The organism is Mycobacterium sp., from assembly GCF_047975165.1.
GTDB lineage: Bacteria > Actinomycetota > Actinomycetes > Mycobacteriales > Mycobacteriaceae > Mycobacterium.
In genome coordinates, this window is record NZ_JBKECZ010000049.1 from 1 (window position 1) to 21814 (window position 21814).

General features: G+C 66.4%; 22 protein-coding genes and 2 pseudogenes. 9 read left to right on the forward strand and 15 right to left on the reverse strand.

Annotation, left to right across the window (positions count from 1 at the left end; all coding sequences use genetic code 11):
* Window positions 1-886: 886 nt before the first annotated feature.
* The 4 genes from ACK5M9_RS05340 to ACK5M9_RS05355 all read right to left on the reverse strand — a co-directional run bounded on the left by ACK5M9_RS05340 (window position 887) and on the right by ACK5M9_RS05355 (window position 5648).
* The gene (locus tag ACK5M9_RS05340) at window positions 887-2302 is read right to left on the reverse strand and encodes a DUF1254 domain-containing protein (RefSeq protein WP_416892148.1); all 1416 of its coding nucleotides are present in this window, start codon (window positions 2300-2302) and stop codon (window positions 887-889) included.
* Window positions 2303-2411: 109 nt separating this feature from the next.
* Entirely contained in the window at window positions 2412-2693 is a 282-nt protein-coding gene (locus tag ACK5M9_RS05345) for a hypothetical protein (RefSeq protein WP_416892149.1), read from the reverse strand.
* A gap of 62 nt (window positions 2694-2755) precedes the next feature.
* A complete protein-coding gene (locus ACK5M9_RS05350; RefSeq protein ID WP_416892150.1) occupies window positions 2756-3262 on the reverse strand; it encodes a hypothetical protein in 507 nt (168 codons plus the stop codon).
* Window positions 3263-3335: 73 nt separating this feature from the next.
* Window positions 3336-5648: an arylsulfatase gene (locus ACK5M9_RS05355; RefSeq protein ID WP_416892151.1), complete on the reverse strand. Its 2313-nt coding sequence runs from the start codon at window positions 5646-5648 to the stop codon at window positions 3336-3338.
* 177 nt (window positions 5649-5825) lie between these two features.
* On the opposite strand from ACK5M9_RS05355, the gene ACK5M9_RS05360 reads away from it, so the two are divergent.
* Window positions 5826-6839 carry an AraC family transcriptional regulator gene (locus tag ACK5M9_RS05360; RefSeq protein ID WP_416892152.1) on the forward strand — a complete coding sequence of 338 codons (1014 nt, stop codon included), beginning with the start codon at window positions 5826-5828 and terminating at the stop codon, window positions 6837-6839.
* Window positions 6840-7348: 509 nt separating this feature from the next.
* Here the strand turns inward: ACK5M9_RS05360 and ACK5M9_RS05365 are convergent.
* The 6 genes and pseudogenes from ACK5M9_RS05365 to ACK5M9_RS05390 form a co-directional block, all read right to left on the reverse strand.
* On the reverse strand, window positions 7349-7798 hold the full coding sequence (locus ACK5M9_RS05365) for a DUF1761 domain-containing protein (protein ID WP_416892153.1): 450 nt from the start codon (window positions 7796-7798) through the stop codon (window positions 7349-7351).
* Window positions 7799-7944: 146 nt separating this feature from the next.
* Window positions 7945-8459 (reverse strand): annotated as a pseudogene (locus tag ACK5M9_RS05370) (ISL3 family transposase); the annotation flags it as partial.
* 113 nt (window positions 8460-8572) lie between these two features.
* On the reverse strand, window positions 8573-8917 hold the full coding sequence (locus ACK5M9_RS05375; protein WP_416892154.1) for a type II toxin-antitoxin system PemK/MazF family toxin: 345 nt from the start codon (window positions 8915-8917) through the stop codon (window positions 8573-8575).
* The gene (locus ACK5M9_RS05380) at window positions 8911-9159 is read right to left on the reverse strand and encodes a ribbon-helix-helix protein, CopG family (protein WP_416892155.1); all 249 of its coding nucleotides are present in this window, start codon (window positions 9157-9159) and stop codon (window positions 8911-8913) included. The genes ACK5M9_RS05375 and ACK5M9_RS05380 overlap by 7 nt, the downstream gene beginning before the upstream one ends.
* A gap of 316 nt (window positions 9160-9475) precedes the next feature.
* Window positions 9476-9727: pseudogene (locus tag ACK5M9_RS05385) on the reverse strand (VapC toxin family PIN domain ribonuclease); the annotation flags it as partial.
* Window positions 9709-9843 (reverse strand): hypothetical protein, encoded by a 135-nt coding sequence (locus ACK5M9_RS05390; RefSeq protein WP_416892156.1) that lies wholly within the window; start codon window positions 9841-9843, stop codon window positions 9709-9711. The gene ACK5M9_RS05390 and the pseudogene ACK5M9_RS05385, both read right to left, overlap by 19 nt.
* A gap of 164 nt (window positions 9844-10007) precedes the next feature.
* On the opposite strand from ACK5M9_RS05390, the gene ACK5M9_RS05395 reads away from it, so the two are divergent.
* Window positions 10008-11993, forward strand: coding sequence for a PE domain-containing protein (locus ACK5M9_RS05395; RefSeq protein ID WP_416892157.1), 1986 nt, complete (start codon window positions 10008-10010; stop codon window positions 11991-11993).
* Between the two features lie 111 nt (window positions 11994-12104).
* Complete coding sequence (locus tag ACK5M9_RS05400) at window positions 12105-12647, forward strand: FKBP-type peptidyl-prolyl cis-trans isomerase (RefSeq protein WP_416892182.1); 543 nt, start codon at window positions 12105-12107, stop codon at window positions 12645-12647.
* Window positions 12648-12669: 22 nt separating this feature from the next.
* Here ACK5M9_RS05400 and ACK5M9_RS05405 read toward each other — a convergent pair whose 3' ends face one another.
* The gene (locus ACK5M9_RS05405) at window positions 12670-13899 is read right to left on the reverse strand and encodes an osmoprotectant NAGGN system M42 family peptidase (protein ID WP_416892158.1); all 1230 of its coding nucleotides are present in this window, start codon (window positions 13897-13899) and stop codon (window positions 12670-12672) included.
* A 116-nt stretch (window positions 13900-14015) separates the two neighbouring features.
* Between ACK5M9_RS05405 and ACK5M9_RS05410 the strand changes: the two genes are divergently transcribed.
* Entirely contained in the window at window positions 14016-14660 is a 645-nt protein-coding gene (locus ACK5M9_RS05410; RefSeq protein WP_416892159.1) for a cutinase family protein, read from the forward strand.
* Here the strand turns inward: ACK5M9_RS05410 and ACK5M9_RS05415 are convergent.
* The 3 genes from ACK5M9_RS05415 to ACK5M9_RS05425 all read right to left on the reverse strand — a co-directional run bounded on the left by ACK5M9_RS05415 (window position 14653) and on the right by ACK5M9_RS05425 (window position 16795).
* Window positions 14653-15117, reverse strand: a complete 465-nt coding sequence (locus tag ACK5M9_RS05415) for a hypothetical protein (RefSeq protein ID WP_416892160.1) — start codon at window positions 15115-15117, stop codon at window positions 14653-14655. The genes ACK5M9_RS05410 and ACK5M9_RS05415 overlap by 8 nt on opposite strands.
* Window position 15118: 1 nt before the next feature.
* On the reverse strand, window positions 15119-15928 hold the full coding sequence (locus ACK5M9_RS05420) for a lysophospholipid acyltransferase family protein (RefSeq protein ID WP_416892161.1): 810 nt from the start codon (window positions 15926-15928) through the stop codon (window positions 15119-15121).
* A gap of 75 nt (window positions 15929-16003) precedes the next feature.
* Complete coding sequence (locus ACK5M9_RS05425) at window positions 16004-16795, reverse strand: DUF1906 domain-containing protein (protein WP_416892162.1); 792 nt, start codon at window positions 16793-16795, stop codon at window positions 16004-16006.
* A gap of 36 nt (window positions 16796-16831) precedes the next feature.
* Between ACK5M9_RS05425 and ACK5M9_RS05430 the strand changes: the two genes are divergently transcribed.
* The 5 genes from ACK5M9_RS05430 (at window position 16832) to ACK5M9_RS05450 (ending at window position 21245) form a co-directional block, all read left to right on the forward strand.
* Window positions 16832-17539, forward strand: a complete 708-nt coding sequence (locus ACK5M9_RS05430; protein WP_416892163.1) for a cutinase family protein — start codon at window positions 16832-16834, stop codon at window positions 17537-17539.
* Window positions 17540-17553: 14 nt separating this feature from the next.
* A complete protein-coding gene (locus ACK5M9_RS05435) occupies window positions 17554-18345 on the forward strand; it encodes a 1,3-beta-glucanase (RefSeq protein WP_416892164.1) in 792 nt (263 codons plus the stop codon).
* A 449-nt stretch (window positions 18346-18794) separates the two neighbouring features.
* Window positions 18795-19808 carry an NADP-dependent oxidoreductase gene (locus ACK5M9_RS05440; protein WP_416892165.1) on the forward strand — a complete coding sequence of 338 codons (1014 nt, stop codon included), beginning with the start codon at window positions 18795-18797 and terminating at the stop codon, window positions 19806-19808.
* A 10-nt stretch (window positions 19809-19818) separates the two neighbouring features.
* Window positions 19819-20724 carry a haloalkane dehalogenase gene (locus ACK5M9_RS05445; RefSeq protein WP_416892166.1) on the forward strand — a complete coding sequence of 302 codons (906 nt, stop codon included), beginning with the start codon at window positions 19819-19821 and terminating at the stop codon, window positions 20722-20724.
* 107 nt (window positions 20725-20831) lie between these two features.
* Entirely contained in the window at window positions 20832-21245 is a 414-nt protein-coding gene (locus tag ACK5M9_RS05450) for an NYN domain-containing protein (RefSeq protein ID WP_416892167.1), read from the forward strand.
* Between the two features lie 24 nt (window positions 21246-21269).
* Here ACK5M9_RS05450 and tpx read toward each other — a convergent pair whose 3' ends face one another.
* A complete protein-coding gene (tpx, locus tag ACK5M9_RS05455; RefSeq protein WP_416892168.1) occupies window positions 21270-21764 on the reverse strand; it encodes a thiol peroxidase in 495 nt (164 codons plus the stop codon).
* Window positions 21765-21814: the final 50 nt, after the last annotated feature.

Sequence of the window (21814 nt, forward strand, 5' to 3'; positions counted from 1 at the left end):
GATTGGATGAAAGGGCTCGCGTCCGTTGTTGTCCGATCCGGAACTAGCTGGGAGTAATCCAGGAAAACCTGGTAGCTGTCCAATTTCTCGCCCTCAGTTCCAGAACGATCTGACAGTGACACCCGCCCAGGTCCCTGCCCGTGCACCTGCGGATCTTCGGCCGGAGTAACCATGGCGCTGAGTCTGAATCCACGACTATCTGACAGCGCCGGACAGGGCGATTCGACAGTCCAGAACTACCTGACAGCGGCAGACGCTGTCCGTTCTCATCTGACCAGATACACGGACGGCGTCCTGAACTGCGGTGTATCAGTTCGGGTGAGAATCCGACGGGTCAGTTTTCTCATTGCATCTGATACAGCGGTTCGCTGGTCGTTGGCGTCGTGATCGACGCCGCGTCATCCACCGCTCGCACCGCTGTGGACGTCGGCACTGGCGACGGTTTGTTGGCCATCCGGCTTGCCGAAAGGATCCCTGAGTTTCGGACGCCGACATCATCAACCTGTCTCGATCCAGCACCTCCACCAACGTCACCTGGATCACCGGCGCCGCACTCACCTCAGCCCTGCCCGCTGAGCACTATGACCTCGTCGCCGCAGTCGCTACCGTCCTTGGTTGACTGCTGCCCGTGCGTTCGTGACGTTCGCGGAGAGCTTCTGGAGATGTGTGGCGGCTCGGCGGACTCGGCGAAGACGTTCTTGATGGCACCGAGGTTTAGCAGTACGTGAGTGTGCCACCGTGGGCGTACAGGGCCCTCTTCTCGGCTCCCGCGGGCCAAACCTCCCATACGGTCGACGTTCGCCCGCGCGACACCATACTTAACGATCCGACCGACTCCCACCCCGGCTCACCCGAATCCGACTGCACCACAGCAGCTTCCGATAACCTAACTCTTCGTCACCTTCGGCGGCAGCCACTGGCCGTCGGTGATCGCCTGCTCGGGCCAGTAGGTGCGCAGGATCATCTGGAAGTCGCCGGCCGGGGTCGGCAGCCAGTTGGCCTCCTTCTCCGGTCCCGGTGAGGTGTGCTGCAGGTAGATCGTGATCCCGCCATCAGGGTTGCGCACCAGGTTCGGCAGCATCGGGGAGTTGATCAGGTACCGGTTAATCGGGTTCTCCACCAGCAGGATCTCGGGCAGCTTGTACATGGTGACCGACCAGAACGCCTTCACCGGCGGCAGCTGCCCCTCGGCGAAGGTCAGGGTGTAGTTGTTCGCGCCGGTGAGCTTGCCGCCCGCCGAATCGTTGGTCAACGGGAAGTACATCGCCTCCGCGCCCGGCAGGCCCAGAATGCCCATCACCGCCCCGGCGAACCGGTACAGGTAGTTACCCTTGAGCTGCTCGGCGGACCCGAACAGCTGACCCGAGGTCACCTTCCCGGTCTGTAGCTGCTCAGTCTGGAACGTGTGTAACTCGGCCCACGCGTCGGCCATGCCGTCCTCGATGGCCTTGCGCTGCTCGTCGGACAGCTTCGCGGGATCGAAGTCTCCGTCCGGCCCGATCCCGATCGTGGCGAACTTCGCGCGCAGCTCACGCTCCTCGGGCTTCACCGGCGCGTACTTGAGCGTGAAGCCCAGCACCTTGAAGAAGTCCAGCGAGGTCTTCTCCTCTTCCGGCGTCAGCGGCGTGATGAAGTCCACCGCGGGCGCGGGCGCCGGGGCCGGTTTCTTCTCGAACGCCGACAGTGGCTGCACCTTGTACTGCGCCTGGATCTTCTTCACGTTGTCGAGGTCGGCCGGGTTGAACAGCTGCGTGCGGTACAGCACCATGCCGAAGTCGGTGTCGGATTGGATCACCTTGTCCACACCGGCGGGCTTGTCACCCTTCCAGCTGGGACCGGCCAGCAGGTAGGTGCCGCCGCCGTTGCCGGTGGTGCGGCTGCCGATCAGGTCGTAGACGTAGGTGTAGTTGTCGATGAACTGCAGCGAGAAGTACCGGTTGGCCTCGATCGGCGGCACCGTCAACACCAACGGTTCGGTGCGCAGGTCGGTGGAAATGAACGAGTACGGTGTGTCGGAGTTGGGCGTCTGCACCGTGGTGTCGGCCGGGGTGAACACGCGGGCGATGCTGTGGATCTGGTTCCAGCCCCCCAGGTACTGGCCGCTGTCCTTGTTCACCGCGTAGGCGTTCTCGATGCGGTACATGTCCACCATCGGGAAGCCGTACGTGTAGGCCTCCTTGGCGATCTCACGCATCTCCTGCGGCGTCACCGCGGAACCACCCGCCGGCGCTTCGGATTCGCCACTGCAGCCCGCGGTGGCGGCCATCAGCAGCGCCGCCAGACCTGCTACCCAGAGCTTCATTCGTTTCCCTTCATGTCGATGATCATTCAGGCGGTGCCGTGGCCCACTGCAGGTGCTGCCGGCGCCGCGAGCGCGGTGACCCATGCCGGCCACCGCGATCCGTTCGCTACTAGCACGGCTGTCCGGGCGGGGTGTAGTACGGAACTCCTTCGACGGTGTAGCAGGGGATCTCGCCGGGAAAGTGGGGTACGGCCGCCGAGCCGATGGCCACCCCGCCCGCGATGGCCGCGCCGGTGGCGATGTGGGCGATGGGTGCGCCGCAGCCCTCAACCCCGACGAAGCGGCCGTGAGCGCCGGCGCAGATGTCGGCTTGCGCGACGGGCGCCAGGAACGTCATCGGTGTGAGCGCCAATCCCGTTGCGGCTAATAGCGTTCCAACGTGTTTCTGCATGGGTTCTTCTCCTTGTCGCGTTAGGGGTGGGGCGGTTCGTTGAGGGGCTACCGGTGGGTTCGTCAGACATGTCTGGATCCGCGGCGTGGTCGATACTGCGCGGAGTGCCGGGCCGCGGCGGTGGGCGTGCGGCGCAGGAGCTGCGCGAGCGCGCGGACCGTGCTGCGGGCAGCGTAGGCGCCGGCGATCATCGACATCACGATGAGCGCGACGAACATCGGCAGCCAGTTGGCGTGGTGATGGCTAACATGCCACCACACGATGGTGAACAGCACGGTGCAGATGAACACCACGATGTCGCGCCAGCTGCCGTGATAGCTTGCCGCCGCCTGGCGCAGCTCGCGGCCCCGCTGGTCGGCGGTGACCAGGTCGTCGATGCGCGCCCCGACCATCTGCGACAGCGCCGCGCGGCGCTGCACCTGATCCTCGGGGATGCGGTCGAGCATGTCGAGATCGGGCTTGATCACCGCGCGCACGTCGGGTGCTTTCAAGTTGCCGGCGACCGCGCCGAGCAGTGCACCGCCGGCGATCGGCGCGGCACCCAAAGCGATCTCGGCGATTCCGGGCACGGCTTGTGTTACCTCCTGAGGTTCGGTCGGTGTGTTCGGCTGCGGCACGGGACCGCGGTAGCCCTCGATGTCGTCAGGTGTAGGCGACGCGCACCGTGTGGATGCGACCCTCGAACGGGAACGGCGCCCGGTCCCGGTAGTCCATCGACACCGGTGAGCCCAGGCAGGTGCCGATGTCGAGGCAGTCGTTGGCGGTGAACAGCAGCGGCGCGCTGACCGGCACCTGGCCGCTGGCAATCGTCTCGCCGTTGCGGGCCACCGTGACATCCAGCGGTCCGGCCGGACGCGGATCGGCGTAGGCGGTGGTCACGGTCACCGTGGCCCGGCCCGGCGGTACCTTCGCGGCGGTCCGGATCTTGGTGCGCTGCAGGATGAACAGGTTGTACTCGTAGCAGAGATGGCCCTCATCCATGTAGAGGGTCAGACCGCCGGCACCGCTGCCCAGGGCGTAGAGCACCCCGTTGGCATTAGCGGGGACGTCCACGTCGATGGTGACGGTGTTGTTCTTGTTCCCGAGGCTGGGGGCGCAGAACTCCGGCATCCGGATCATGTCACCGGAGAACTCCCACTCGCGGAATGGCGGCGCGATCCGAAGCTCGGGGTGATACACCGGCACCCACAGCCCACCGCCGATCGGCAGCACCGCATTCTTGGCGGCCTCGATGGCGAACATCTCGCGCATCTGGGCCAGCTTCTCCGGCATCTGCGCGGCCAGATCGTTGGCCTGGCTCCAGTCCTCATCCAGGCGATACAGCTCCCAGCTGTCCTGGTCGGGGGTCCAGGTCGCCATCCCCGGCGGCAGGCCCGGAATCCACGGCAACCGCGGACCGACCGCACCGGCGAACCAGCCGTCGTGGTAGATCCCGCGGCTGCCCATGACCTCGAAGTACTGGGTCTTTTTGCCGCCCTGGGTATCCCGATCCACCAGCGTCTGCGCGAAACCGACACCAGCCAGCGGCATCTGCGACTCCCCGGACACGGTGTGTGGCAGCTCGATCCCCACCACCTGGTAAATGGTCGGTACGACGTCGTTGACGTGCAGGAACTGTGTGCGCGGTGTCGGGTCAGCGGCTACCTTCGCCGGCCAGCGCACCGCCAGCGGGTTGCGGGTGCCGCCCAGGTGCGAAGCCATCAACTTCATGCCCTTGTACGGCGTGGACCCCGCCCACGCCCAGCCCGCGTGGTACTGGTTGTCCACCAGCGGCGAACCTAGCACGTCCAGCCCGCCGAGCTCATCGAGAGCGTCGATGTGCTGGCGCACCGTGGTCGGAATCCCGTTCTGCGCCAACAACTCCGAGATGGTACCGTTCTGCCCCTCACCGGAGGAGCCGTTGTCTCCCCAGATGTAGAGGAACAACGTGTTGTCGGCGTACCCCAGGGCGTCGAGCTCATCGGCGAGCCGCCCCACCTGCACGTCGACGTGCTCAGCGTACCCAGCGGCGACCTCCATCAGCCGGCGCTGGAACGGCTTCTCATCCTCTGGGATGTCATCCCACGCGGGCAGCTGCGGATCACGCTCGGTGAGCACCGCATCCTGCGGGATCCAGCCCTTGTCCTTGGCCCGGGCGAACACCCGCTCCCGGTAGGCGTCCCAGCCGTCATCGAACTTCCCGGCGTAATTGTCCGCCCATTCCTTCATGATGTGGTGCGGCCCGTGCAGACAGCCGCTGGCCCAGTACATCAAGAACGGCTTGTCGGCGTTGAACGCCTTGTGCCGGCGCAACCAGCCGATCGCGTCGTCGGCCAGATCCTCCGACAGGTGATAACCCTCCTCCGGGGTGCGCGGCGGCGCCACGATGGTGGTGTTGCGCACCAGGTTCGGCTCGTACTGCGAGGCCTCACCGGCCAGGAAACCGTAGAAGTACTCGAACCCCAAACCGGTGGGCCAGTTGTCGAACGGCCCCGCCGCCGTGGTCTCCTCCGCCGGAGTGTTGTGCCACTTCCCGAACGCAGAGGTCGCGTAGCCGTACTGGCGCAGCACCTCGGCCACCGTCGCGCTGCTGCGCGGGATCTTGCCCGCGTAGCCGTCCCAGTCATTGGCCAACTCGGCGATCTGCCCGTTGCCGATCTCGTGATGGTTGCGACCGGTCAGCAGCGACGCCCGCGTCGGCGAGCACATCGCCGTGGTGTGGAACCGGTTGTAGGTCACGCCCTCACCGCAGATCCGGTCCATCGTCGACGTGGTCACCTCACCGCCGAACGTCGACGGCAGCCCGGGGCCGGCGTCGTCGATCAAAACGATCACGACGTTCGGGGTGTCCTCGTGCAGACGCTTCGGAACCTTCCGCGGGCTGTACGTCGACTCCTGCAACGTGCGGCCGGCGATGCTGCCCGACGGGACCGGCGGGAACGGCAACACTCCACCGCCGGGCAGTACCGTCGCCACAACCTGATCGCTTCGCCCCTCAGACAATGCGGCCCCTTTCCAGGCACATCAGCTCTTGCGGCCCAGCACATTCCGGGAAGCAACCACCGTCACGATCCCACAACCGGACATCCACCCTGTCGCATCAACCCCTCACATGTCTTAACAATAATGGACAGATTTTTAACTATTCGGGACATGCACCTGATCCGCGGATCATCCCTGACCGGGTTCGCGCCGCTCGTGACCCGCCTCGGCGGCAACCCGGACGCACTGCTGACACTGGCCGGCATCGATCCCGCCGACGCGGGCCGCCACGATCGCTACGTCCTGCTGCGCAACGCCATCGCCGTCGTCGAGGAAGCCGCCGCCGTGCTCAGCGTCGATGACTTCGGCCGCCAGCTCGCGCGGTACCAGAGCATCGACATCCTCGGCGCCGTCGGCCTCGCCGCCCGCACCGCTGCCACCGTCGCCGAGGCGTTCACCATCATCGACACCCACATGCCCGCCTACAGCTCGGGCAGCGCCGCACGCATCAGGCCCTGCCCCGACCCGACGCGGTGCCGATTCGAATACGACCTCCTGCTCGATCCCCCGCCACCACAGGCCCAGGCCATCGAACTGGCCCTCGGGCTCACCCTGCGCGCGCTGCGCCTGTTCCTGGGCACCACCTACCGGCCCATCGCGGTCCACCTGCCGCACCCGCCGCTGGGCACCAAGACCACCTACCGCACCTACTTCGGCGCCTCGCCGCACTTCACCGAACCCTTCGCCGGATTCACCCTGCGTACCGCGGATCTGCAGCGCCCCCTCAACCACGATCCACTGGCCCACCAGCTCGCGCTCACCCACCTGACCGACCACCACCGCCAGCACGCACAACCCATCGCCAGCACGGTGGGCAGCATCATCCGTCAACTGCTGCCCACCGGAGAAATGACCGCGGAACTGGTCGCCCGCCAGTTCGGCATCCACCGCAAGACCTTGCAGCGACGCCTCGTCTCAGAGGGAACCAGTTTCGCCGAACTGGCAGACCGCGCCCGACGCGAACTGGCCCACCGGCTGCTCGAGGGCACCGACCTGCCCGTGTCCCAAGTAACTCGCCAGCTCGGCTACGCCGAACACAGTGTCTTCACCCGCGCGTGCAAACGCTGGTTCGGGGTGACGCCGACGGAGTATCGCAACACTCCCACCGCCGAGCCAACCGACTAACGGTGCATGACGACACCGGGGCCGAATAGATCGATCTCACGTGGCATCTAGCCCAAACCGCCGCCATCCCGTGAGCTGCTAGGCACTTCTGGTCACCGCTCAGCTGACCAGCGAGACGCGGCAATCAGCACCGCGCAAGATCCCGCGCACAACGAGTCGCGAACGCGTTCTCAACAGCATGATCTGCACAAATATCTGCAAACACCGCGCTTCGGCAACTAATGCCGGTCACCACTTCCCGACTTGGCGGCCAGCCTGCAGCGCCTCGCTGACATCACTGCACCCAACGGCACACTTGTTGTGATCGGCTGCGCCGCCCGCAGCTGCACTCTGCCCGATTACGTCAGCGACGCAGTCGGCATCCTGCCCCGCACGCGGGGACTCGGCGGCAACGTCTTCGGCGGCCCAGGCCTCGACCAGAAGGCCACCGATGCAGTCGTCGGCACGGTGTGCTTCTTGAACCCCTCGTTCGTCGTCATGGAGTTATCTCCCTGGCTTATCGTGCGACGCTACAGACCCGAAGGCGGCCAGACGCCGATGATGATCGCCATGACGAAGATGGTGATGGCCTCATTGAGGAGGGTGTATCCGGTCACCGTGAATTTGCGCGGGTCGAATGCGTCGTGCACCAGGACTCGTGCAGCCGTGAACCCCACATAGAGTACGAGCGCGCACACCGTGGTGACGATGAAGTAGCTACCGCCGCTCGCCGCGAATGCCAGCCCTGTCACGGCGGCGAGCACCCAGGCGGTGCAGATACTCGCAACAACAGGCACCAAATAGATGAGCTTGGAACCGCGCTGCACCGACTCACCGGTGTGGCCGACCGCGCGCTGCCAGCCTGCACCCATGACCTTCGGATGGTAGAAGACCATTCCCACGATCATCGAAGACAGGGTGGCCGCGAGCACAGCCCAGTAGTTGATATTCGAGAGGACTTCACTAATTGAGGTAACCATCAGATTGCTGCTTTCTCACGGTAGATCGGTTCTGCCCGCGCCAGCCGATCTACGCCGCGATAACCCAGGGTGATCAGTTCCTGTGGCGCACCGCGGGTACCAGTGCTCAGTGTAGCGATCAACGCCGTCATCATCGTGCGGCCCTTCTTGCAGCGGCCGGCGACCATGTCGCGCAGCCAAGCCGGACTACTCACGTCACGGGCGAGGGTGAGATCGATGATGACGGTGACGTACTTGTCGCCACGGCGGGGGTGCCGCCATACATGCTCGTCGACGCCGATCACCGCCACGCCGTCGAAGCGCGCCGGATCGGCGATCAGCACCCGCTGACCTTCGGTCAACACGGCGTTTTCGGCGGTGTTCCACGACACCGCCCCGTCCTCGGCGCCCCGGGACACCGACAGGTGCTGGCAGACAAGGGCTTCCAGCGCCCTCCGCAGCGCACGTCGAGACAGCCTGGCGGGTGACTCGGCCGCCTCGCCGGCGTCTTGACGCCACACATGGGCGCATCCAGCGCAGCGGTAACAGCGGAGCGTGACACGCAGCGTGGTGGGTCGCCATCCCAACGGTTGGTGAGCCAACGTGCGGGTGACTCCAACCCGAACTCGTCGAGGCGGCGGAACGTGGTCAGATCAGGGCACGCGAAGGTAGCGTCAGCCACGTCGAGGTCTTTCGGATGGGCAGCGTGAGAACTCCCATCATCGGAGAACCCCGACTCCTATCCCGACAGCGACGCGCCGACCACTCCTACACCCTCAACTGCGAAGAGCCCGTTTAGAGGTTAAGCACCCGACGAAGGCCGCGCTCGACCTCGCGCATCAGACTCGGCGGCACATTTCCCACTCGATCGGTGAGGTCAGCCTTGTTCAGCGTGACCAGTGCCGTGACGTTGACAACCGAATCACGCGGGAGTCCTGTTGCGGTCGCGGGTAGGAACACGTTGCCGGGCATCGTCGCCAGGGCCGTGCTGGAGGTGATCACCGCGCCGAGCACCGTGGCGAGGCGACTGGCGTTGTACGGGTCGGACTGGACTACGAGCACCGGCCGGCGTTTCGCGGGACGACTTCCCAGCGGCGGTCCGAGGTCAACCCAGTAGACGTCAGCACGGCTGATCACCACTCGTCGTCCACAGCATCCAATACGCGACGCCCGATGCCCACGGCGGCGGCCTCTGCCTCGTTGGCACCATGGACACGTTCCAGCGCACTGTCGATCTGTCCGGTCAGCGACTGTGCATCCAACTCGTCCAGGTAGCGCTGCGCAGCTCGAGCAAAGAACTCGGATCGACTTACGCCGAGGTCACTCGCCCGCTGTGCAACGCGATCGAACGTCTCATCCGGAAGTGAGATGGCTGTTTTCATTCAGGTAGTATAACCCGGTATAACCCGGCTTGCGCGCCGCAACGGTCGAGCGGGGACTGCGCAATGAACATTTGCGTCTCGCACTTCACGCCTACGCAACCCGGACCGCGCAGGCGTTCGACATCGATTCCTACGCCGAGCAGATTTACGACGCGATGTCCCTGGTGGTCCCAGTCGATCGGCCCGAGGGCACACTTCTCCCTGAACTGGTTCAATGGCTGCTGGCTTCGGTGATCGACGCCAGCCGTGCGACCCGATTGCCGCGGTGGGTGAATTCGATGGACTCCCCCGCTGTCACTTCGTCCAGCTACCCGGCTCACCTCGGGGTGAGCAGTTCCACGTCGCGCCCCTGCGCCAGGGAAACGATGGCGGCGTCGAACGTGGCCAGCCGAACTCCTGCGCGGCGGGCGACGGTGAGCAGATGCGCATCAGTCACTTGGCGGTGACCGAGCATGGCGGGAACGTCGTCGTCGGCCAGTGACACGTCGTCGGAGAGGAGCCGATGACCGCCCGCGTTGCGCAGTGCTGCCAGGACGTTCAGCGCATCGCTCATCCCGATGCGCGCCGGGGTGAGGCGCGGCGCGCCAACTTCGAGATCACCGAACCCAACGACCGCCGCTCGCCCACCGCGAGTTCACGTGTCGCGCGGACGACGTCGCCATCGATGTCCAGCGTTGTTCGCACTTTCTGATGTCAGCGCATCAACGCATCACCGCGTGGCCGCACCGGAGAATCTTCATTCATCCCGCGCCCACGGCCAACCTGCGTGAAAAACCGCCCGGACAGTGCAATAGTGGGCCTTGCCCTACACCCGTCGGTCACCACGTAGCCACCCATAGGGGGTCTTGATGTCATTTTTGATTGCCGTGCCGGAGTTGTTGTCCTCGGCGGCGGCGGGTGTGGCCGATGTCGGGTCGTCGATTGGTGCGGCGAACCTGGCGGCGTTCGCACCGACGGGTGCGGTGGCGGCGGCTGCCGGTGATGAGGTGTCGGCGGCGGTGGCGTCGCTGTTTTCCTCCTATGCCCGGGAGTATCAGGCGATTGGCGCGCAGATCTCGGCGTTTCACGAGCAGTTTGCACAGGCTCTTCAGGCCGCCGGTGTGGGGTATGCGGCGACGGAGACGGTGAATGCGGGGCCGCTGCAGGTGGTGGCCGATGGCGTGCTGGAGGCGATCAATACCCCGACGAATCTGTTCTTGGAGCGGCCGTTGATCGGTGACGGTGCCAACGGTGCGCCGGGGACCGGGCAGGCCGGTGGGGATGGCGGGATTTTGTGGGGCAATGGGGGTTCCGGTGGTTCGGGTGGGTTGCTGGGGCAGACCGGTGGGCGCGGGGGCGATGCGGGGTTGATCGGCAATGGCGGGGTCGGTGGCACTGGTGCGTTGCGCAGTGGCGCCGGTGGCGCCGGTGGTACGGGTGGGTTGTTGTGGGGTAACGGCGGGGCCGGGGGTATCGGTGGCATCGGCGGTGGGCCCAACCCCGCCGGCATCGGCGGGGCCGGTGGCCGGACGTGGTCGTTCTTCGGCGCCCCGGGTGTCAATGGTGCGGCTGGCACGTATTACTCGAACCTGGCGTTGCTGACTCCGCAGGAGGCCGCGCTGTTGGTGAATGCGACCCCGGATGCGAATTTCCTGCTGATCGGTGTGGATGGGACGAATCTGGCGAGCATTCTGGCCGATCCGGCGGGAACCCCGAATTTCCATGCGCTGATGAACCGCAGTGTCACCTCGGCGTCGACGATTGTCGGGCACACCTCGATTTCGAATCCGTCGTGGACGACGATTCAGACCGGGGTGTGGGGTGAGACGGCCGGGGTGTCGAACAATGTGTTCACGCCGTGGACCTACGACGACTGGCCCACGGTGTACAACCAGCTCGAGGCCGCCCACGGCGACCGCGTCAACACCACCGTCATCGCAGCCGGGGCGTCCTTCACCGATATCGCCGAGGCCGGGGCCTACCCGGCGGACAACATCCAGTTCGTCCCGCAGGTCGCCGGCGACGACTCCTGGTCGGCGACGTCGAATCTGGTTGGCCAGCAGGGCCAGGCCGCGATCCTGGCCGCCGACCCGGCCAAGGGCAACTTCATCTTCACCTACTTCAACAGTCCCGATTCCAACGCGCACGCATTCGGCGGGGATTCGCCGCAGTACACCGCGGCCATCCAGAACGTCGACGCCAACCTCGGCTCCCCGGGTGGTGGTGGCCTGCTGGGTGCGGTGGCTTCCTGGGAGGCCGCAAACGGGGAGCAGTTCTCCACCCTGGTGGTCACCGACCACGGCGAGCTCGGGCCCGCCCAGATCGGCGGGATCACCCATGGCTTCCAATCACCCCGGGAGACCGCGAACTTCCTCATCTTCGATCAGGCCGGCAACGATACCCGGGACGGCTTCATCAACAATGCGTGGCAGATCGTCAGCACGACCCCGACGATCATGGACCAGTTCGGCATTCCCACCCTGCCGTATATGCAGGGTGCTCCGCTGACGTCGTCGGTGTTCGACGGCACCTACGTCGATCCCGGCGCGAACCTGTTCAGCGTGCTCAGCGCCGATTGTGCCGCCCAGGGCTATCCCGACACGGCGACCACCGTCAGGCTCACCGCACGCACCCTGGCGTCGTCGGCCCCCTATTTGATCTACGACCCGATTCAGACCGTTGTCAACGCGGTGCCGAGCTTCCTGCAGCTGCCGGTCTCATGGCTCGGCGCCGGCATCTATCAGACACTCAACATCCCCGCGCAGATCGCCGTCCGGTTCACCGGGGTGACCGGCAACGCGATCATCCCGCCGATCCTCAACCCCTTCCTGCCCGAAGGCTGGTCGCTGCTGTAGCAGAGGGCGGAGGGCTGCGGGCCAAGGACGGCGGGCCTCGGCGCGGCGCGAGGCTAATCGCGGCGGGATGCGCGATGTGGCTGTAGCGTGACGGCGGTGAAAATCTTTCGGATGTGTTCCTTCGCCGCGGTCGCGGCCTGCGCCGCGGCAGCCGTTCTTACCGTCACCGGTCCCGGCATCGCAACGGCGGCCGGGTCCTGTCCCACTGCGAACCCGCAAAGCGGTGCAACTCCCGACTGGACGCTGACCGGCTCGACCGGCAGCATCGCGGTCGTCGGACCTACCGAGGAGACCGCTCCGCAGGTGACCGTCACCGGGCCCTTCAGCGTGACGCAGACACAGGTCCACACCCTCAACGCCGCGGACGGCCCAACGGTTTCGCCGCTGGCGAAGGTCTCCGTCTGCTACCTGGGCGTCAACGGACGCGACGGCTCGGTGTTCGACAGCAGCTACCGGCGCGGCGCCCCGGTCGACTTCCCGCTCACCGGCGTCATCCCCGGCTTCCAGAAAGCCATTGCGGGACAAAGCGTCGGGTCGACGGTCGCCGTCGCGGCGACACCCGAGGACGGCTACCCGCAGGGGCAGCCCAGCGCCGGCATCCGCCCGGGTGACTCGCTGATCTTCGTGCTCAAGATCCTCGGCGCCTCGGGCTGACCCGCGCCCCGGCGCCGCAGAACTACGAATCGTCCGAGGGCGGCCAGTGCGTCCCGGGTGACGCCTCACCCGGCGGCGCGTGCTCGCCGCGCGACAGCGGCACCCACTGCTCGCTGGGCGCGGGCTGCTCCGACGAGGGAAAGTCACGCAACTTGCCCGACGGCTGGGCATCCCACTGGGCGAACGTGAGCGGTGTTTGCAGCCAGGCGTGCAGCAGGTTGTAGGTGGCCTCCAGCGAATCGATGTGGGTGCGCTCCCAGCCGTGGCTGCCGTCGAGACCGAAACCGACGAGCGCGGCCCGGGTGCCCGCACCGGCCTCGATTGCCGCGGCGACGTCGGAGCGGTAGAAGCGGAACACGTCGCGTGCGAACGGGATGTCCCGGTCGGCAGCCAGCCGGCACAGTTTGCGGGTCAGGTGATAGTCGAACGGGCCGTGCAGATCGGCCATCGGGATGGTCACACCGTCTTCGATGGAGTGCTGGCCCGGCGCACACACCGCGTTGTCCACCGAGACCAGCTCCGCGACATCGGCCGGCAGGCCGTCGCTGGCCCCGTGTCCGACCTCCTCGGTGATGGTCACCAAGATCGTGGTGCGGTGCGGCAGCACCACCCTGTTCTCGGCGAAAGCCTTGGCCAGGGCCAGTGCGACAGCGACGCCCGCCTTCCCGTCGAGGTGCCGGGAGACGATGAACCCGTCGGCGGTCAGTTCCGGGCTGGTGGTCAGGGCGACGAAATCGCCGACTTGCAGCCCCAGGCGAAGCAGGTCGTCGCGGGTGGACACCTTGCGGTCGACGCGGACCTCGACGTGGTCCCAGTCGGTGGGCTCGGTGTCGATCTCGTCGCCGAACGCGTGCCCGCTGGCTTTCAGCGGCAGCACCGTTCCGGTGATGATTTCGCCGGGATCGTCGATGATGATGCGTACCCGGGCGCCGGCGGCGAAACGCGCCGAAAAGGTGCCGACGGGAACCAGTTCGAGCCGTCCGTTGTCCTTCAGGCCGCGCACCATGGCGCCGATGGTGTCGGCGTGCACCACCAGCGCCCGGTCGATCGTCGGCGACTCGCCGGCCAGTTCGGCGGTCAGAGCCCCGCGGCGGGTCAGCGAGAACGGGACGCCGCAGTTATCGAGGATGTCGCCGATCAGCTGCATCACCGCGTCGGTGCGTCCCGAGGGGCTCGGGGTCTGCAACAGTGCCAGCAGTGTGTCGACCATCCAGGCGCGATCAGCTCCGGCCATCCTCGCCTCCGGGCCCACTGGTTCTCCCTTCGGATCCTGTTCGGATCCCCTTGGATCTCTTTGGATCCCCTGATGTCGGCCCCGCCCCGGTGGTCGAGGCGGTGCCGGGGCACCCCGTATGCCAGGATCGGAGCATGATTGCACGCATTCTCGCACGCACACTCGGTATCCTCGTCATGGCGACGTGGGCCCTGCTGGCCGTGCCCGTCAACCTTCCGGCCGCCGGCGCCGATCCGTGTTCGGACGTTTCGGTCGTCTTTGCCCGCGGCACCCACCAGGAGCCCGGACTCGGCAATATCGGCCAGGCCTTCGTCGACTCGCTCACCTCGCAGCTTGCCGGGCGGTCCGTCGAGGTCTACGCGGTGAACTACCCCGCGAACGACGACTACCACAACAGCGCGACCGCCGGAGCCGACGACGCCAGCGCCCATATCCAGGGCACCGTCGCCAGCTGCCCGAAGACCAAGATCGTGCTGGGCGGTTACTCCCAGGGGGCGACGGTGATCGATCTGGCGAGCACACAGATGCCGGCCGACGTTGCCGGACATGTCGCCGCGATCGCATTCTTCGGGGAGCCCTCCAGCGGGTTCTCCAGCGCACTGTGGGGCGGCGGCCCGCTGCCGGCGCTCAATCCCGCCTACGGCGGAAAGCTCATCAACCTGTGCGCGCCGGAGGATCCGATCTGCACCGGGGGCGGAGACATCTTCGCCCACGTGATCTACATCGACAACGGGATGACGGCCCAAGCCGCCACCTTCGCCGCCGACCGGGTCAGGTAGAGCGGGAAACCTCCGCCGCGCCTTGCTGCTCGAACTCGAGGTGGTGGCGGATCTCCTCGGCCGCCGCTTCCAGGCTCCGGGATGCCAGCCCGCGCCCGAGCCACTCGCTGAGCCGGGCAATGGCCAGTCCGGAGGTGGAAAAAGTCAACGTCAGGGTGAGTCGGCTGCCTGCGCCGTCCGGCTCCACCAGGGCCGAGAACGAGTGCCGGGTCCCCTGCAGCGATCTCCAGGTGAGCAGGCTGCCGGCCGGTTTTGCGATGAGCACCCGGCCGCCGAGGTGGATGGTGCCGCCCTCGAGGTAGACATCCCACAGTTCTCCGTTGTCGCGTGCCTCGATGAACCGGCACCGGGTGAATGTCGACACCGCCGGGAAGAGTCGGCGCGGATCGGTGACGAAGGGGCGGCTCATCTCCAGCGGGCACTTGATGTGCCGGGTGACACTGACTGTCTGGGTCATCTCACCGGACCATCGGGATGACGGTCTTGCTGGCAAGCTTGGACAGTCCGACCTGCATGACGCTGGTGACATAGTCCGACGCACGATCCCAGTCGGGTTCGTCGCCGAACCGGGTGCGGATGTCGATGGGCTTGAGCACCTGCATGCGGATCTTGGCCGGCAGCGGAATCTGCGGCAGCGGAAACGGTGACAGGCCCCACGGGATGCTGAGGGTCATCGGCATGCTCTTCACCCGGGCCAGTTTGTCCAGCCGCAGCAGTTGTGCGGTCCGGCGGCCGTCGTTGAGGATGATCAGGGTGTCGTGGCCGCCGGTGGCCACCACCGGCACGATCTTCACGTTGCACTGGTGCGCCAAGCGCAGGAAGCCCTTGCGTCCGGAGAAGACGATCTTGTTCCGGTCGCGCCAGGGGCGTAGCGCCTCGACATCGCCGCCCGGGTATACCAGCGCCGAGCCGCCATAGTCGAACACTTTCTCGGCAAAGGAGTTGGCGGCGGGGACGACGCCCAGTTTGCGGGTAATGTCCCCGATGACCGGCGCGGAGGTGATGGTGTCGTGCGCCAGTGCGTAGAGCGGACGGCCCTCGACGGTGAAGTAGGTGTTGTAGGCGAGCAGGAACACGAACGTGTCGGGAGTCGCTCCCCCGCCGCTGTGGTTGCCCACGAACAGCACCGGCTCGTCGGGCACATTTTCGAAGCCGTGTACCTCGGCGCGAAACCACACCGTCGATGCCAGCCAGAGCGGAGGAAGGACGGTGCGGAGGAACTCCGGATCGCGATGCCGAAGTTCCTCCGGGAGGCGCTGTCTGATCACCTCGATGAGACTAAACCGAATCGAGAATCCGGCTGCCTTCGGGGCTTTCCGCGGGCCGATGCGTGGCAGAAAGTGTCAGCGGTGCAGGTCCCATTGCCCGTAGTCGGCGGCCAGGATGTCGTTGATGTCCACCGACACACCGTCCAGGGGCGGGGCGTTGACGACGACCTGATAGAGCACCGCTGCCGGCTCGCGTTCCCCGTAGGACCACGACCTGGTCTGCCACGCCCAGCTGTGTCCCGCGCTGGATGACTGCCCGATGACCCCGTCGTCGATCGCCCACCGGCAGGCTCGCGAATGCCCGTAGATTCCGGTGCGGCCCACGCCGAGCACCGAGTTGATCCCCCGGAACCACGCGATGGCCGGGCCGGCCCAGATGTCGTGGTTGATGTCGTCGTCCACGCTGAAGAAGATCGGCGCCGAACGGCCTCCGCCGGCGGCGTTGTGCAGGGCGATCGCGGTCCTGGCATCCGCCACCCCGCCTTGGTAGCCGCGGGTGAAATCCGACGGTGCGGTCCCACCCGGCTTGCCATACTGATAGTTGCTGACGATGTGCAGACCCGCTGCCCGCAGCGCGCCGGCATAGCCGCGGGTGATCGGCTTTGCCCCGAAGTTGGCGCCCGGCCGCGACTCGGACACGTAGTTCACCACGCCGAGGTATCCGGCGGCCTTGATGACCTCGGGTGGGATCTGCTGCTGGGCGAAGTCGAGCAGCTGACCGTTGCCGGCCGACGCCGTCGGCGCGCCGGCGACGGCCGATGCCGCCAGCCCGACCAGAGCCGGGGTGAGAGCGTATTTGAGCGCTTCGCGGCGGGTGAGCGCATTCGGTGCGCCGCGTCTGGGTGATGTTGCCTGCGAATCGTGCACGCCGCGATGGTAACAACAGTCGGTACCATCTTTGAGGTGGTTGTCAGTGTGTGGAAATCGATCGTGCGGAAATCGATCGATCAGGCGGTTGTGCTGGTCTGTGCGGTCGCGGCGCTGCTGGTCGCCCCCGTTGTGCTGCCCGGCGGAACGCCGGTTGCGCTACCCGCGGCCGGTGCGGTGTCCTGCCCGCAGGTGGAAGTGGTCTTCGCCCGCGGCCGGATGGAGTCACCGGGGCCCGGCGTGCTCGGCAACGCATTCATCAGTTCGCTGCGGTCCAAGGTGGGAAATCGCAGTGTCGGTGCCTACGCGGTCAAATACCCGGCGGACATCGAGGTCGACATCGGCGCCGACGACATGAGCCGGCACATCCAGTACATGGTCAAGTCCTGCCCGGACACCCGGCTGGTGCTGGGCGGGTATTCGCTGGGTGCTGCCGTCACCGACGTGGTGCTCGCGGTGCCGATCGCCGCGTTCGGGTTCGACAACCCCATGCCGCCGGGGGCGAATCAGCACATCGCCGCGGTCGCGTTGTTCGGCAACGGAAGCCAGTGGGTCGGGCCGATCACCAGCTTCAACCCCGTTTACAACTCCCGCACCATCGAGCTGTGTCACGGCGCCGACCCGATCTGCAATCCAGCGGACCCCGACACCTGGAAGGAAAACTGGCCGCAGCACATGGCCAATGCCTACATCCGAGACGGAATGGCCGATCAGGCCGCCGACTTCGTCGCCGCCAGGTTGTAAGGACATTGAGGCCGATGCGCGAAATGGATCGCCGCCGGATGCTCATGATGACCGGCATCGGCGCCCTGGCAGCGGCAGTGCCCGCCCCGAAGGCACTGGCCGAACCCGCCGGGAAATACCTGTTCCACGACGAATTCGACGGACCGGCGGGCTCGGCGCCCGACCCGGCGAAATGGACGATCTCCAAGGCCCGCGAAACCATGAAGGACCCGACCTTCTGGGAGTTACCCGAACATGTGGGGCAGTACCGGGACGACCGGCGCAATGTGTTCCTCGACGGAAATTCCAACCTGGTGATCCGGGCCGCCAAAGACGGCGACACCTACTACGGCGGCAAGGTGTTCAGCCCCTGGGAGGGCGGCATCGGGCACACTTGGGAGGCCCGCATCAAGTTCGACTGTCTGACTGCCGGCGCGTGGCCGGCCTGGTGGTTGTCCAGCGATTCCCAGGGCGAAATCGACGTCATCGAGTGGTACGGCAACGGCAAGTGGCCCTCGGCGACCACCGTGCACTCCAAGGCCAACGGCGCGAAATGGAAGACGCATAACATCGCCGTGGACAGCGCCTGGCACACCTGGCGTGTCCAATGGGATGACGCCGGGATGCGATTCTGGCAGGACTACGCCGAGGGCGCTGCGCCGTATTTCACCGTCGCGGCCAATTCCCTGGCCGACTGGCCCTTCAACAACCCCGGCTACCGGCTGTTTCCGATCTTGAATCTTGCCGTTGCCGGTTCCGGCGGCGGCGACCCCGGGCCGGGTTCCTACCCCGCGCAGATGCTCGTCGACTATGTGCGGGTCTGGTAGCCGGTAGCCTCGCCCACCGCACGTGCCCGGTGCCCGCCGCGGTTCGCGGGATGGCGTGCGATCGACTCTTCGAGTTGACGTTCATACCGCCGCGCGGCCGTCCAGCGCGGGTGCGATTGAAGATCGATTACCTGCGCTCCAGCTGTTCTTGCCACGATGGTCGACCTCCTTATTGGGTTTCGGCGCCCGCTGCCGCATAGGGCTCTACCGGACAGCATGCCCGACAAACCTGTGACCAACCTGTGACCGAGGTTGCCAACCCTCTGCACGTTGACTCTGCACTGAGGGCGCCCGCCACTCGTACTTTTGCGCCACCGGCGCAGAGTCAACGTTCAGGGGCCTGGGCAGTGGTATTGACTCTGCGCTGAGGGCGCAAAAGTACGAGTAAGTCGCGCCCTGGTTGCAGAGTGAACACCCTGACGATCGGCCCCCGGGGGTACGGTTCGCTCATGACCGATCGAAACCGCCGCTTTCTCCTGCGCGAACGTCCCACCGGACGCATCACACCTGGCACCTTCGAGCTCACCGAGGCGCCGATCCCCGACATCGGCGAGGGTGAGGCGCTGGTCCGGGTGGACTGGATCTCAGTCGATCCGACCAACCGGATGTGGATCAACGAAACCCCGACCTATCTGCCGCCCGTCGGGATCGGCGAAGTGATGCGCGCCGGCGGCATCGGGGTGGTGACCGCCTCGAAGAACCCGAATTACCCCGTCGGCCAGACCGTGCAGGGCTTGGTGGGCTGGCAGGACTACGTGGTCGCCTCCGACGCGATGCCGCTGATGCCCGGCGACGTCGCCGAGGGTGTCTCCCCCAGCGCCTACATGGGTGCGCTGGGCATGACCGGGCTGACCGCCTGGGTCGGAATCCGCGACATCGGAAAACCCAAGCCGGGTGAGACCGTCGTGGTGTCGGCGGCCGCCGGAGCCGTGGGCTCGGTGGCCGGCCAGCTGGCCAAGGCCGACGGTGCACGTGTCGTCGGTATCGCCGGCGGCCCGGACAAGTGCGCGCTGCTCACCGAACAGCTGGGTTTCGACGCCGCGGTGGACTACAAGGCCACCGACTGGCACGCGCAGTTGGTTGCGGCCACCCCCAACGGCATCGACGTCGACTTCGAGAACGTCGGCGGCGCCATCATGGACGCCATTTTCGCGCGCCTGAACATCGGTGCGCGGGTTGCGCTGTGCGGCATGATCTCCGGCTACAACGAGGCCGATCCCCCGCCGGGGCCGCGCGCGTTCGGGAACCTGCTGATCCAGCGTGCCAAGGTCGAGGGCTTCATCGTGCTGGACCATTTCGGTCGCATCCCCGAGGCTATCGGCGAAATCGCCGGGTTGATCACCGATGGCAAGCTGACCCCGCTGGAGACCGTGGTGGACGGTTTCGAGCAGTTGCCGGCGGCCATCAACATGCTGTTCGACGGTAAGAACGTCGGCAAGCTCATGGTGAAGGTCCGCGGGTAACGTCACATCCATGAGTTCCGCTTCCTCTGAGGTCTTCCGCACTCCCGACGCACGGTTTCAGAATCTTCCCGGGTACGCCTTTGCCCCCAACTACGTCGACGTCGACGGCCTGCGGATGCACTATCTCGACGAGGGCCCGCGCGACGGATCGCCGATCGTGTGCTTCCACGGCGAACCGAGCTGGGCCTACCTGTACCGCAAGATGCTGCCGCCGCTCATCGCGGCCGGACGCCGGGTGATCGTCCCCGATTTCGCGGGCTTCGGCCGCTCCGACAAGCCCGCCGATCGCCGCTGGTACACCTTCGACCGGCACAGCGAGTGCGTTGGGAAAACCCTTGCCGCGCTTGATCTTCAGAATGCAACGGTTGTCGTGCAGGACTGGGGAGGCCCGATCGGCCTGCGGTGGGCGGTGGAGAACTCCGAGCGTGTCGGCGCCCTGATGGTGATGAACACCGGCCTGTTCACCGGCAGGGTCTCCAAAGGCTTCATGGCGTGGCGCAACTTCGCCGAACAGAACCCGGACCTGCCGGTCGGGTTCGTGATTCAAAGCGCCACCACCACCGAGTTGACCGACGACATCATCGCCGCCTATGACGCGCCGTTCCCGACGGCCGAGTCGAAGGCCGGTGCCGCCGCTTTCCCGCTGCTGGTTCCGATCACCGAAGACGCACCGGGTGCTGCGACCATGCAGGCCGTCAGCGCCGAGCTCTCCCGGTGGAACAAGCCCGCACTGGTCGCTTTTTCCGACAGCGACCCGATCTTCCCCTATCCGAAGTCCGGCGAGTCCTTTTGCGAGCTGATCCCCACCGCGGGCGAGCAGGTGCGCATCGAAGGGGCGGCGCACTTCCTGCAGGAAGACCGCGGCGAAGCGATCGCCGCCGTCTTGCTGGAAAGGCTCCGGCCACCTACGCAGTGACCAGCTCGGGGTGGAACCTGGCCGCCATCCGGCGCATCCCTCCCCGCCGGTCGATCGCGGTGGCGACTTGACTCACAGACGATCCCGGCGCCGTCGTACCGTGAGGTGTGCGGTGGATCGTCGACGGAATGAACGTGATCGGCAGTCGCCCCGACGGCTGGTGGAAGGATCGCCAGCGGGCAATGGCTTTGCTGGTGGAACGGCTGGACCGCTGGGCGGTGACCGGTGCCGCCCAGGGCGAGCGGGTCACCGTGGTCTTCGAACGTCCGCCCCGCACGCCATGGCGTGCTTCGGCGATCGAGGTGGCGCATGCGCCCGCAGCGGCCCCGAACTCAGCCGACGACGAGATCGTCCGCCTCGTGCAAACCGACGCGGACCCGGGTGCCATCCGTGTAGTGACATCGGACAAAGCTCTGGTCGACAGGGTGCGAAGTCTCGGGGCGCAGGTCTACCGCGCCGAGAGATTCCGGGAACTCATCGACCCGCGGGACGCCGGGGCAGGCGAGCCCGCTGCCGACTGAGCCGGGGCCCAGCGGAGTTCGACGCTATGCGCCCGCCGCCGCCAGGGCCGCATCGTAGTCGGGTTCGTCCAGGATCTCCGGGACCAGCTGGGTGTACGCCACGTTGCCGTCCGTGCCGATCACGACGACGGCGCGGGCCAGCAGTCCGGCCATCGGCCCGTCAGCGATGGTGACTCCGTAGTCCTCGCCGAAGCGGTCCCGGAACGCCGATGCGGTGGTGACGTTTTCGACGCCTTCCGCCCCGCAGAATCGCTGCTGGGCGAATGGCAGGTCCTTGGACACGCAGAGCACGGCCGCGCCGGCGCCGGCACGCTCATTGAATGTGCGCACGCTGGCCGCGCAGACCGGAGTATCGACGGACGGAAAGATGTTCAGCAGCAACGTCTTACCGCGGAACTGCTCGCTGCCGACCGATCCCAGGTCACCGCCGGTCAAGGTGAATGCCGGTGCGGCCGAGCCGACCGCGGGAAGGTTGCCGACGGTGTTGATCGCATTTCCGTGCAGGGTTATCTGTGCCATGGCTACAGTCTGCCAAGATGGGCGGACCGGTATTCAGTCGGCCCGTCGCG